The organism is Bacillus sp. 103mf, assembly GCF_900116295.1.
Lineage (GTDB): Bacteria > Bacillota > Bacilli > Bacillales > Bacillaceae_G > Bacillus_A > Bacillus_A bruguierae.
Genome location: NZ_FPAF01000003.1, coordinates 413,452 through 426,076, shown reverse-complemented (window position 1 = coordinate 426,076; position 12,625 = coordinate 413,452). Strand labels below are relative to the sequence as shown.

15 protein-coding genes are annotated in these 12,625 nt (G+C 34.5%); 6 read left to right on the top strand and 9 right to left on the bottom strand.

The window, feature by feature from the left end:
• Positions 1 to 15: 15 nt before the first annotated feature.
• On the bottom strand, positions 16 to 693 hold the full coding sequence (locus BM350_RS11665; RefSeq protein WP_170857687.1) for a class I SAM-dependent methyltransferase: 678 nt from the start codon (positions 691 to 693) through the stop codon (positions 16 to 18).
• Positions 694 to 907: 214 nt separating this feature from the next.
• On the opposite strand from BM350_RS11665, the gene BM350_RS11660 reads away from it, so the two are divergent.
• Positions 908 to 1,246, top strand: coding sequence for a permease (locus BM350_RS11660; RefSeq protein ID WP_090911835.1), 339 nt, complete (start codon positions 908 to 910; stop codon positions 1,244 to 1,246).
• A gap of 117 nt (positions 1,247 to 1,363) precedes the next feature.
• On the opposite strand, the gene BM350_RS11655 is transcribed toward BM350_RS11660, so the two are convergent.
• The 4 genes from BM350_RS11655 to ytfJ all read right to left on the bottom strand — a co-directional run bounded on the left by BM350_RS11655 (position 1,364) and on the right by ytfJ (position 3,378).
• Positions 1,364 to 1,573: a hypothetical protein gene (locus BM350_RS11655; RefSeq protein ID WP_035438071.1), complete on the bottom strand. Its 210-nt coding sequence runs from the start codon at positions 1,571 to 1,573 to the stop codon at positions 1,364 to 1,366.
• Positions 1,574 to 1,645: 72 nt separating this feature from the next.
• On the bottom strand, positions 1,646 to 1,966 hold the full coding sequence (locus BM350_RS11650) for a hypothetical protein (protein WP_090911838.1): 321 nt from the start codon (positions 1,964 to 1,966) through the stop codon (positions 1,646 to 1,648).
• 48 nt (positions 1,967 to 2,014) lie between these two features.
• Complete coding sequence (locus BM350_RS11645; RefSeq protein WP_090911840.1) at positions 2,015 to 2,791, bottom strand: oxalate:formate antiporter; 777 nt, start codon at positions 2,789 to 2,791, stop codon at positions 2,015 to 2,017.
• A gap of 161 nt (positions 2,792 to 2,952) precedes the next feature.
• Positions 2,953 to 3,378, bottom strand: a complete 426-nt coding sequence (ytfJ, locus tag BM350_RS11640) for a GerW family sporulation protein (RefSeq protein WP_090911842.1) — start codon at positions 3,376 to 3,378, stop codon at positions 2,953 to 2,955.
• Positions 3,379 to 3,507: 129 nt separating this feature from the next.
• Between ytfJ and BM350_RS11635 the strand changes: the two genes are divergently transcribed.
• A complete protein-coding gene (locus BM350_RS11635; RefSeq protein WP_090911843.1) occupies positions 3,508 to 4,293 on the top strand; it encodes a GNAT family N-acetyltransferase in 786 nt (261 codons plus the stop codon).
• 263 nt (positions 4,294 to 4,556) lie between these two features.
• Here BM350_RS11635 and BM350_RS11630 read toward each other — a convergent pair whose 3' ends face one another.
• Together BM350_RS11630 and BM350_RS11625 are read right to left on the bottom strand one after the other, a co-directional pair.
• Positions 4,557 to 5,000, bottom strand: a complete 444-nt coding sequence (locus BM350_RS11630) for a GNAT family N-acetyltransferase (protein ID WP_090911844.1) — start codon at positions 4,998 to 5,000, stop codon at positions 4,557 to 4,559.
• 23 nt (positions 5,001 to 5,023) lie between these two features.
• Entirely contained in the window at positions 5,024 to 5,509 is a 486-nt protein-coding gene (locus BM350_RS11625) for a GNAT family N-acetyltransferase (protein WP_090911846.1), read from the bottom strand.
• Positions 5,510 to 6,108: 599 nt separating this feature from the next.
• On the opposite strand from BM350_RS11625, the gene BM350_RS11620 reads away from it, so the two are divergent.
• Positions 6,109 to 7,011 carry an ABC transporter permease subunit gene (locus BM350_RS11620; RefSeq protein WP_090911848.1) on the top strand — a complete coding sequence of 301 codons (903 nt, stop codon included), beginning with the start codon at positions 6,109 to 6,111 and terminating at the stop codon, positions 7,009 to 7,011.
• Positions 7,008 to 8,024, top strand: a complete 1,017-nt coding sequence (locus tag BM350_RS11615) for an ABC transporter permease subunit (protein WP_090911850.1) — start codon at positions 7,008 to 7,010, stop codon at positions 8,022 to 8,024. The genes BM350_RS11620 and BM350_RS11615 overlap by 4 nt, the downstream gene beginning before the upstream one ends.
• A gap of 76 nt (positions 8,025 to 8,100) precedes the next feature.
• Here BM350_RS11615 and BM350_RS11610 read toward each other — a convergent pair whose 3' ends face one another.
• Positions 8,101 to 8,529 (bottom strand): GNAT family N-acetyltransferase, encoded by a 429-nt coding sequence (locus BM350_RS11610; RefSeq protein WP_090911852.1) that lies wholly within the window; start codon positions 8,527 to 8,529, stop codon positions 8,101 to 8,103.
• Between the two features lie 128 nt (positions 8,530 to 8,657).
• On the opposite strand from BM350_RS11610, the gene BM350_RS11605 reads away from it, so the two are divergent.
• Both BM350_RS11605 and BM350_RS11595 read left to right on the top strand, forming a co-directional pair.
• Entirely contained in the window at positions 8,658 to 10,052 is a 1,395-nt protein-coding gene (locus tag BM350_RS11605) for a MocR-like pyridoxine biosynthesis transcription factor PdxR (protein ID WP_090911854.1), read from the top strand.
• An 857-nt stretch (positions 10,053 to 10,909) separates the two neighbouring features.
• Positions 10,910 to 11,326 carry a GNAT family N-acetyltransferase gene (locus tag BM350_RS11595; protein WP_090911858.1) on the top strand — a complete coding sequence of 139 codons (417 nt, stop codon included), beginning with the start codon at positions 10,910 to 10,912 and terminating at the stop codon, positions 11,324 to 11,326.
• A gap of 111 nt (positions 11,327 to 11,437) precedes the next feature.
• Here BM350_RS11595 and alr read toward each other — a convergent pair whose 3' ends face one another.
• Positions 11,438 to 12,613 carry an alanine racemase gene (gene alr, locus BM350_RS11590; protein WP_090911860.1) on the bottom strand — a complete coding sequence of 392 codons (1,176 nt, stop codon included), beginning with the start codon at positions 12,611 to 12,613 and terminating at the stop codon, positions 11,438 to 11,440.
• Positions 12,614 to 12,625 lie beyond the last annotated feature (12 nt).

Here is a 12,625-nt window from a genome sequence, read left to right as displayed (position 1 = left end):
TAGTAGCAAGAAAAGTTACTTCTTTTGAAACATAAATACCCACATAAATGTTAAAGCTTGCTGCAATTCAAGCGGAAGTTGTCCAATCATCTTTTCGTTTACCCCTCGTTTATATACTCCCATTCCATCTACCAAATATAACCCCTGCTCCTGTGCAAGTTTTTGAAACTCCCATGGCATCATTGTGTTACAAACGACATTTTCCCCATATAAACGTGGATAGCTATTCTCACGTGGTTTTGCAGTTGGTCCTAAAATAGCAATACAGGCAAAACCTTCTTTTCCTAACACTCTCTTTATTTCTTGCAACGCTTCAAGAGGTGCTTCGGTCCATTCTAATGAATTTACCGCTAACACGGAGGCAAACTCCCCATCTTGAAACGGCAACGAAGTAAGATCACCCACTATAAATGATAAATTAGAATGTTCACCTCGACTTTTCCCTTTTTCAATCATTTGCTCCGATAAGTCGACACCACAAGCTTTGTAACCAGCTTTACTTAGTTTGTATGTACCATATCCATCCCCGCACCCTACATCAAGAACGGTTTCTCCGCTTCGTATATATTTTTGAAAAAACGGAATAATTGTACTGCGGCTACCATTATCCCACATTTCTTGACTATTTTGACTCCAGAAATCCGCATTATCATCCCATTTTTGCTGCGCTGCTTCATGCCAATTAAACTTCATTATTTTTTCTCCCACCTTTCCATTTTACATCTATGTAAAAGTCATTCTACACCATTTTACATTTTTCCTGTTTATTCTTAAGAAGAGATGGATAATATAGCAACAGATAATTGTTTCTCCATTTTTTTCTTTAGTTGTATATAAATAATAAGCATGTTTTCTTATTTAATAAAAAATACTAAGCATACCCTAATTCGAAAGAGAGGGACATTCCTTGCCGAAAAAACGAACACATCATCTAAAAAGCGGAGAAAAACAGGAAGAATATGCAATAGAAATTACCCCTCAGCGACTTCCAATTAGACGTCGTCGTAAAGAAATTCATAAAGAAGAAGAGCGGACGGACATCGGTAACATTGTTGGATACGTTGCATTATTTCTCTCCTTATTTTCAATTGCTTTCTATCCCATTACACTTGGATCGCTTTCCATTTTAATTGGACTTCTTGCTGTTCATTACGAAGCAAAAACACTCGGATATACAGCCATTGGTTTTGGAGGATTTTCTTTACTGTTTAGTTTATTATATCCGTTCTTCTTATCAGCACTTTAAAAAACACTTGTTTGATACAAACTATTTACACACCAAGAAAAAGGAGTGAATCTGTCACTCCTTTTTCTTATGTAAGGGATGCAACAATTGTTACATCCCTTATGCGCCAGGTGCATATTAACGAAATAACATCACATAACCGCAGCTACTACAATGATAAGCAGTAATTTCTTGAAACACTGGATAATTCTCCTCATCTCGCTGTTCAATAAATACTTTTTCAAAGCGATACATATTCGGTGCATATGCCCAGTCTTGTTTTGTACGAGCATATAAGGTGGACGAAAAAAAATCTTCACCCCCGCAAACCATGCAAATCTTATTCACCATAACTCCCTCCCTAAGCTTGTCTTATCCTAACTATATGAAAGAGAGTACAAAAAAAAGACCTTCTACATTTTAGAAAGTCTTTTCAGAGGAAAAGAGAAACATGCCGAATATCCCAACAGCGCTATACGTCTTCTTTATCTCTGTTTCTGTTTGAAACGTCTGCTCTATCTTTATAAAAAATACGCCGTTTCGAACATCCTTACTAACAAACTCCATTTTCTCTTCTTTTTGATCTTTTTTCTGCGTACAATTAAAATCTACTTCATTACACACAATTGAATATTTGTCTTCTAAATGCTTTTGAAAATCCGCTTCTTTCGGACATGTTAATAGCATGATTGCGACAAGTATAATACTACTAATACCTACTATAATAAAATTCTTCTCCATTTTATCTCCTTTCAAAAAAGAAAACTTGACTCATATCGTCAAGTTCTCTTAATCCATTATCCACTGCCACTCTTGCTCTTTCTTATCAAAGATAAGCCATCCTGTTTTAGAAGCTTCACTTTTCAAATCTTCTAAACCATCTAAGACTTCATTTGTACTTTCATACGAACCGATGACATAAACAGGAATCTCTAAACCGCGTCTTGATTCTATTTTTCCGGCTAAATCTAAGTATAAGCCATCTTCCATAAATGGCAGAAGTTCAAGAATAACCTCTTTTGAAATTGCTGGATAAATTTTCGATTTTTGAAAGAATGCGAATCGTTTTTTTCCAAATGAGCCAAGTTTATAAGGAATTACCTTACTAAGCATACCAATAAATTCCTGCATTCTTCGATAGTACACTTTATTATACCATCCGTCATCGTGAGAAAGATAAACAAATCTATTTTTCAAAAGCGGGAAAAAAGCCTTCCCAAGCGGTTCCTTTTTGTGCGCCAAATAAAGCAATTCTGCAATTTCTTTTGGCGCCAATTCATCCAAGTCATTTACATCATCAAAATCAATCCAACAAAATTCCTCAAACTCCTCGACATCTGCTGAAATTAATTTATGTATATTCTCTTCTTCTACATATTCGAATAAAGTATGATAATGAAAATCCGTCCATTCAAAACTATGCTTTAAAAGCAGCATTTGATGAAGCGGTGAAGGAATATTGTTTGCAAACTCCTCAAACGTAATTCCAGATGTGATAAAACAATGATTGCGACGATTACCATTAATATAAATCATATTTTTGATTTGGTCAGATCCTCCAGACAAAGCACCTAGCCACCTTCGTTTTATATGTTTCAATACTATAGGATATTTTATCACGAAAATTTTTAGAAATATAGAAAAAACTACAAAAACTATTTACATTTTTATGAGTTTTATTACATCTCCATTACAAGAAAAAATGCCTGTTTATAAACAGGCATTTTTCATGCGATTTCATCTGGATTTTTTGGATAATGTGATTGGTCTTGCTTTTTATTATTTTGAAACATGGACTGAATTTTATCAATGGTTTGCGGTGCAAGTTCAATTACTTTCTCTGCCAAATGCGTTGCATTTTGTAAATGAAGAATATTTACGCCATCCTTATTTACAACAAGAAAAGCCACCGGTGTAATAGAAACTCCACCAGCACTACCACCACCAAATGCAGGATGACCTTGTACCTTTTGTACATCATTTGCTGAAAAATCTGATCCACCTGCTCCAAAACCAAACGCTACCTTTGAAACAGTTAATACAATGCCGCCATCAGCTGTTTGAACAGGCTCACCGACAATTGTATTTACATCAACCATTTCTTTCAAATTTTCCATAGCTGCTTTCATCAGCCCTTGAATTGGATGATCCACCGTTCATAACCTCCTTTTTCATATCCTTCCTAGTTTTTCCTAAACGTTGTGAACTAAACATACATTTTTGTTGATTTTCAAAATAATACGTACTAATATTTAGAAAATATAAAAAAAGGGGGAGCAAACATGATTCGCAAATTAACAGAACAAGATCATGAACAAGTAATTTCGTTCCTAAAGAAAGAAGCTGCATTTAATTTATTCTTAATCGGTGATATTGAGGCATTTGGATATGATCAAGACTTTCAAGAACTATGGGGGCAATTTACAATAGAAAATGAATTACACGCTGTCTTATTGCGTTTCCATGATTCCTTTATCGCCTATGCTGGGGATTCATTCCAGCCAGAAGCATTCATTAATCAATTTCTTAATTATGACCATATTAAACTCTCTGGAAAATCAGAGGTTGTCGAACAGTTTGAAAATCTCACTAACTTAAAACTTGGTAAAAAAATGCACACATACTTTTGTGAATGTACAGCTGAAACACAGTTAGTCAAAGATACAAGCAAAGAGGATATAAAAATAGCAACTGCCTTAGACGTAGATCGTATTATGCAATTACGAAAACAAATTACTGAATTTGAACTGGCAGACAATAGTGGAAAACTCCTGCGCCAAGCAATTGAAACAAACACAGGCCGGACATATTACATAGAGAAAAACGGAGAAATCATCGCATGTGCGTCTACATCTGCTGAAAATTCATTATCCGCTATGGTTGTAGGTGTATGCACACATCCCAATCACCGCGGCAAAGGGTATGCTTCGCAAATCGTAAGTAAAATGATTCAAAATTTTATTGCGGAAGGAAGAGCGCTTTGTTTATTTTACAGCAATCCTGCTGCTGGACGAATTTATAAACGTTTGGGCTTTGAGGATATTGGAACTTGGACGATGTATCGCTAAAACGAAACTGCCATCAGCATAGGATATCTTCATTCCCCACTGATGGCAACTTCATTATATTCATGTTAAATCCTATCTCATGATGCTCTCGTCCTCCCTAAAGAAAGGGGAAGTTTTATGTCGTTTTTTAACTTATATATTACGTATACCCTTCTTAGATATAACCTTTTATCCCCTGTTCAAATGCTTTTCTATCATTATTCCTTAACCCAAATAATGCTTCTTGGCTCTAATTATTGCGGAATTCTACTTTTCTTCCTAGTTTATTTACTCTCACGCCTCAAACTCATAACAACTTGCCTTTCAACAAATCCCATTTCTTTATACAACTCTTTCGCAAAATTCCCTGCAAATACATTCAAACGAATTTCTGAGTAGCCCAGCTTATCAAGTTCATCGACAGCTGTTCTCATAAGCTGACGTGAAAACCCTTGTCCACGATAAGGGTGCAACACATACAATTCATAAATAAAACCTATTTCTTCTCCAGAAAAATAGTCCTTATTGCTCCCAATCAATATCCATCCTTTTAAAATATTATCTTGTTTAACAACAAGATAATATGCTCCTTTTTCTAAAAGTGGCGTCGTAATTTCCAGTACTTTCTCTTGGCTAAACTTACTTGTTTTCATCGTTCCTTCATATAAAGACTCAGCCGAATGAACTAAAATTTTTTCCACATCACTTTCAGTTGCTCTTTGGATCATAAAAACATCTTTCCTCTCTCCTATTAAACATGTAATACCATTCTTAATGTTTTCAGCGTATGTCCATCAAAATCTTCTTCAAACGCATCTACCACTGCAAATCCTTTTGCAGTATAAAATGCTTTTCCTGTTTTATTCTCTGCTTCTACGTTTATATAAATCTTCTTGACACCTTCTAACGTTGTAATTCCTTTACGTAATAACGCTGTTCCCATACCATTCCCTTGATATGCGGGCAATAAGTATATCGCTCCTAACTCAGCTTCATTTTGATGCTTTATTGGTAAAAAATTGGCAAATCCTACAACTTTCCCGTCTACTTCTCCTACAAATAAATGTGAATGTTGTAAACGATGCTTCATCATGTTAGGGGAATAGGCATGCCCTAAAAATTTCTCTTGTACTGCTGCCGGAATAATATCCTTATACGTATCATTCCATGAAGCTTTAGCTACATATTGTACAGATAGAATATCTTCTTCTTTCATCTCACGAATTACAAAATTCATAGAGGCTCCTCCTACTTCTTTTTATACATCTTGTAAATCATTGTTTGAACGTTATAGTATCTATATATATCTATTTTAATTTTTCGCCATCTTTGTCTAGCTCTGCCTCCTAAGCAGTCAGCTCCGCTTTTCTTTATAAGTCGCTGCTATGCAGAATTACTTGCATGTGGTAGAAAAAAGCCCCGACCGCTTCTATGCATGGCCAGATGTACTCGCCCACCTAAAAAGAACGAGGGTTTTTATGTTGATTGTTTAATTTGGATTTATATAGGTAGAAACGGCTTATCTCCTTGCTGTTTTCATTTCTTCCCATTCCTCACGGATCATTCCCATCCGAATTGAATCATAGTACTCTCCATTACTTTTTCACCTTCTAAATACGTTTGTTTCATAGAATCCCCCTATATTTGCTTTCTTATCTTCCATCCAATCAATAGTTGGAAATAACATCAAACCACTCTTCTCTACTTAATACTTGAACTAGATAAATATTATATTTTTTACTAGTTTTATTTATTATAATATTTTTTCTGAAAAATCAAAACAAACCCCTAATTATTTTGTATAATATTGTAAAAATGTATTTTCGGAGGGATATTATGCTAAGGAAACTATGGAAATCTTCTATACAGCTATTAACTGTTTTCATTATGTTACTTATTCTCTTAAACATCCCAGCCCTATTTATAAACGAAAGCAGAAACATTTCATTTCAGCCAATCAAGTTCATACAAGCCATCACTAATATGGGAAAACAAATTTTTTCTGTACACTCGCTTACTTTTCAAATCCCTGCATCTACAGGAAACATGAAAACCGTTTCCTTGTTTCCTACTGTATTAGAACCATACGTATATTCATTTACAATTTTATTTGCTGCCCTATTTCTTTCTTTATTTGTTGCAGCAAGTATTGCTTACCTTTATTTTCTATCATCAAAGCGGATTAAAAATATGATAGAGCGCACTGTTTTCGTATTGGAGGCCATCCCTGATGTCATGATTATGATCTGTCTACAAATGTTTTTTATGTGGTATTTCCGTCAAACAGGTGAATTGCCAGTACATATTATGACATTCAATGAAAACAGAGCGTACATACTTCCTATTATTTGTTTGTCGATACTCCCTACCATTCAAATGTTTCGAATGATGATATTGTACATAGAGGAAGAGCGTATAAAACCGTATGTTGAAGTTGCCTACGGGAAAGGACTTTCATCAAGCTATATCATCCGTATACATTTATTTAAAAACATTTTCATTCACCTATTCCATCATTCAAAAATGATTTTTGTCTTTTTACTTTCCAATTTATTTGTACTAGAATCCGTGTTTCACATGTCAGGCATTATTCAATTCCTTATTTTCACAAATCATTTTTCAACATCCATTACATTTATTGTACTTATAATGATTGTTATGCCTTTTTACCTTTTATTTCAAATTTGTTCTTACTTTATGAAAAGATGGCAAACACAAATGAATGGAGAGATTATATGAAGGCTATTTGGAAATCAAAACGTTTTGTTATCGGATTAACATATATAGTTGTACTTGTCATCGCTAGTTTTATTTACGGCTTTTACTTCAAAGAAGATACTTTAAAACCAATGAGACTGTTATACGATGAGAATGGAGAATTAATTGCCGCCTCGCCATTTTCACCAAAGCAAATGCCACCGCTTGGTTCAGATCGTTTTGGTGAATCTATTTTTCTCCAAATACTAGACGGTGCGAAGTTTACGATTTTATTCGCGATTGGAATTAGTTTATTACGAGTTTTCCTTGGTACAATACTTGGTGTGTTATTAAGCTTATATGTAACGCGATTAAAATCTTTTGTAAAAACATGTACAGAAGTATTTTATTATTTACCAACCGTTTTCATTGCATATATATTAATGCAGCCTATGGACAAAATGATTTTTTCAAACTTAGATAGTAAACTCGACGTGAACTTTTCTCTTCTATCTTATCAAGCTATCGTTCTTGTCCTTGTTGTTTTACCTACTATAACAACATATGTATCTTCTGAAATTGATGAATTTATGAAACAAGACTATATTTTAAGCTCACAATTAATGGGCGCCAGTCGTCTCTATATTGTTCGTATGCATTTACGCGTAGTATTAAAAGATCGTCTTTTCTTATTATTTATGCAGCACATTGTGCAAACACTTCTGTTAATTATGCACCTCGCGCTAGTAAATCAATTTATCGGAGGGGTACAAAAGAAAAGTGCAGATTTAGCAGAAGATAAATTTATTTCACTTTCTAACGACTGGGCAGGACTTATTGGTCTCAACTATTTTGAACTAAACGTATCTATGTGGATTGTTTTTAGTACACTTATTGCTTTATTTTTAACTATTCTTGTCTTAAAACTAATGACAACAGGAGTACAAGATGCTTTAACCAAACAAAAATATTCTATAAAAAAAATGGAAAGACACAAAGAAACAAATCCACACATACAAAACAAGCATTCCTTCACTTTTGCTAATAATAAATAACAACCTTATCATTCCTTTTCAAAAACACAAAAGAGGATTTTCAAAAAGGTCTGCTTTTTGAAAATCCTCCTCTTTTTTATATTTCCTTATGAAATGAATAACTCACCTTCTCATATCCTTCTCTCTCATAAAAACGATGTGCATCTACTCTTGGAAACGCTGAAGTTAATACGACACAAGTACAATTATTCTCTTGCCCCCACTCTTCAATATACGAGAGTAGTTTTTCTCCATGTCCTTTTGAACGATGTGCTTCTGCTGTAACAAGGTCATATATAAAGACATGTTTCGCATTATAAAAATTTGTACAAATTGCCACTCCGGCTAAGCTCACTACTTCTCCTTCATGATTAAACAAAGCAAATAGACGATAATTTTCTTCTTGCATCCTTTCTAAAAGAGACAGCACTTCTTCTCTAGAGAGTTTAGGTCGCAGTTGTTGTAATACTGGTAGCACCTTGCAAAATTCTTGTTCTGTTTTTACCTCTCGTACATGTGTATTCATAATCTTCCCCTCCAACTATTTATCAAAAATTCAAAATGTTTTATGATTGTATTATAGAAATCATATGCCCCTTTTATAAGTGACAGTTTCACTCTTTTTTACAAGGGCAGTTTGAAAGGTTGATAACAATGGAACTCACCATCCCATTAGACTCAAAAAGTAAAATACCTCTTTACATACAAATTTATAACTACATGAAAAAAGAAATCTTACAAGGAAAAATTGAATTCGGTAGTCGCCTGCCATCTCATCGGAGTTTATCTTTGCAGCTTAATGTAAGCCGTAATACAGTGGAATATGCCTATCAACAGTTAATAGCTGAAGGATATGTAGAGAGTAAACATAGACGTGGTTTATTTGTGGCGAGTATAGATTACAATATGATTCGAACAACAAATAATAAAAATATAGTAAATAGAAAAAAATCTGTTCAGGAGAATTTTCGTTTTGATTTCAGTCACGGAAGCATAGATACCTCTTCCTTTCCATTGTCTACTTGGAAAAAGATCACAAATAATTGTCTCTTAGAATATGAGAATGATTTGTTTACAAAAGAAGATCCTCAAGGCGAATGGCAACTACGTTCTGAAATTTCTCGTTATCTCTATCAAGCACGCGGTGTTGAATCTACTCCAGAACACATTGTTATTGGAGCGGGTACACAACCTCTTCTTTGGTTACTTTTGCAATTACTTGGTTATGAGAACAACTATGCAATGGAAAATCCAGGATTCCACCGCGTAAGAGCTGTCATGCAAAGCTGCGGCTTACATATACGGCCAATTTCCCTAGATGAAAAAGGGATTCATATTTCTTCTTTATATGAAAGTGGTGCGAATGTCGTATATGTAACACCGTCTCATCAATTTCCATATGGAATGATTATGACGCTTTCTCGCCGAATGGAACTACTCAAATGGGCTAACGACAATAACGGGTACATTATAGAAGATGATTATGACGGTGAATTTCGTTACACAGGAAAACCGATTCCTTCCTTACAAGGGTTAGATACTAACGGGCGTGTCATTTATATGGGCACATTTTCAAAATCATTTTTACCTTCATTCCGAATGAGTTACATGGTTCTTCCGCAAACTCTACTAGCAAACTATCAACATGATGGAACCATTTTCAAGCAAACCGTCTCCAAAATACAGCAGCTTACGTTTGCAACATTTATGAAAGAGGGGTATTGGGAGCGACACTTAAATCGAATTCGTACTGTATATAAAAAGAAACATCACTTTTTAGTACATACCATCCAAAAAGAGATGGGACCTCTAGTAGATATCATAGGTTCTGATTCTGGTCTTCATATTGTATTACACGTTCATAACGGGATGAATGAACAAGAGCTTATAAATAAAGCGGCAGAACAAAGCGTAAAGGTATATCCTTTATCTCCGTATGATATGGTAAATAATCTCCAGAAAAAGTCTTACGTTTTGATGGGATTTGGAGGAATATCCATAGCTGACATTCCCTGTGCCATTCAATTATTGAAGAAAGCTTGGTTTTAATTAATTGCTTTTTTTCCATTATTTCTATAAATACCGTATAATTATTTTAATGTTCTGACAAACAATTCTATATACCTATGATGTTACAGAATCTTTTTTCTTCTCCTATCGTTTACTATCTGTTCAAGGAAGCATTTATCTATAGTAACTGTTTGTTCTTAGAATACGTGCCAAAACGACATATTTTTACAGTCTTAGTAATTGTTATCGTAGAATAAGAAACATACAATATGGACACTTATTATAGCCAATAGGGGGGGATGTTTAAACTGATGGATATAATCATGACGTGTTTAGGTTTGACTGGTTCGGTATGTTTAGCAATCGTAAAAAGACATAGAGAGGGTAAAGATAAACAAGATATTATACTAACAGCAATAGGTATTTTTCTATTATGTTTATTTTTGATTTATGTTGGAAACAAAGACTTAAATAGATAATCTGGCAATAGAGGTGAAAAGAACTGGCAATCATATATCTATTACTCATACCCACAGTAGGATTATTTTTCTTAATTGTTGGGAAACCTTTACTATCTATATTAACTTTCTTTATATTAATCTTAGGAAAATCAATATACGATAACAAGAAGAGTAAGTAATAAAACTGGAAATATAGTAAATCTATAAGTAAAGGAAGACTGAAATTCGATAAACAAACACTAAGGGTAACACTATAAAACTATGGTAGAGCGTTAGCTGAAAACATGTTACCATCAACTTGCTTTTTGGGGAACGAAAGCATCTGGCCGTGCATAGCAGCGACTTATATATGTTAAAAAATTAAAATGGCTTTATATAGATGAATAGAACGCCCATCTTTTTTTAATTCACACACTATAAAAAGGAGACTATAATATGCAGATTCAAAACAAATGGAGTAAAAAAGACAGCGATTATATTAGAAAACAACTCATTTCATTCAATAACTCACAAGTTTCAGGAAGTAAGCAATCGCTTGTGAAAGACGTCTGTTTAACAGTAAAAAATGAGAGTGAAGAGGTCGTAGCTGGTCTAATCGGTGTTATTTTTTGGCAATGCCTACATGTTGATATTTTATGGGTCGATGATAGCCTGCGTCACCAAGGTTATGGCAGTAAACTTCTATTGGAAGCCGAACGAATAGCGAAAGAGACGGATTGTACACTCATTAAACTTGATACTTTTAGTTTCCAAGCACCCGAATTTTATAAAAAGTATGGTTATGAAGTATATGGTGTTATAGAAGATTTTCCAAAAGGACACACTCACTATTACTTACAGAAGAGAATATAAAATAGAGATTTCTTAAGCTATATAAAAAGGATAGATAACACAGAGACCACTCTGCTTTATCTATCCTTTTCTTTGTTTCATATATAGAAAAAACCTTAGATTATTTATGAATCACTTTCTTCTTAATGGATTTACAACACTAACAATTTTATCATTTTCTTTATATACACGCGGAATTCTTCGATTTAACATACACGTGACTTCATAATTAATTGTCCCTAACATATCAGCAACTTCTTCTACCGCAATCTCTTCATTTCCTTGCTTACCGTAAAAGACTACCTCATCTCCAACATGTACAGGCATCGCTTTCGTTACATCGAGCATAAGCTGATCCATACAAACACGGCCAATAATAGGTACTCTCACACCATTAACTAACGCATACCCTCTACTTGACAGTTGACGACTAAATCCATCCGCATATCCGATTGGAATCGTAGCAACCCACTCATCCCCTGCCGCAACATACGTATTGCCGTAGCTTACCCCTCTTCCTTGTTTAGCCCGTTTCACATGAGCCACTTTGGATTTTAATGTTAAAATCGGCTGAATTGTTACTGTTTTATGATTCACTTCTTTTGATGGATACATTCCATATATCCCTATCCCAACGCGAACCATATTTTGAAATTCATTATTTAGCTCCATTGTTCCTGCACTATTCGAGCTATGAATAAGCGGCAAATGAAGCCCCATATCTTTTGCAATATTTACAGCCTTCTCAAATAAGTCTTTTTGCATCAATGTATATGTTTTGTCTACTTCATCAGCAGTAGAATAATGTGTAAACATCCCTGCTACTTCTACATGTTGCATTGCTTTCAATTCTTGTAGAAACGGTACCACTTCTTCTTCTTGTAAACCAATCCGGCTCATACCTGTATCAATTTTTATTTGAATACGCGCCGTCTTTTTCAGACGCTCTGCTATACAATCAATATTTCTTAAATCGTCAATTCTGTATACGGTCATCATAATATCGTATTCAATTGCGTCTATTATAGCTTCCTCCGGTGTATAGCCCAAAACTAAAATCGGTACTGTTATACCCGCTTCACGGAGTTCAATTCCTTCATCTACAAAAGCAACCGCAATATGACTTACTCCAGCTTCAATCGCCGCTTTTGCAACTTCAATGGCACCATGACCATATCCATTTGCTTTTACAGCTGCCATCATTGCAATATTTTCATCGTTTACACGTTTTTTAAATTCTCTTACGTTATGTTTTACAGCATCTAAATTAACCTCAACAATTGTATTTCTTCCGTATCTTGCAATCATTATTTTAACTCC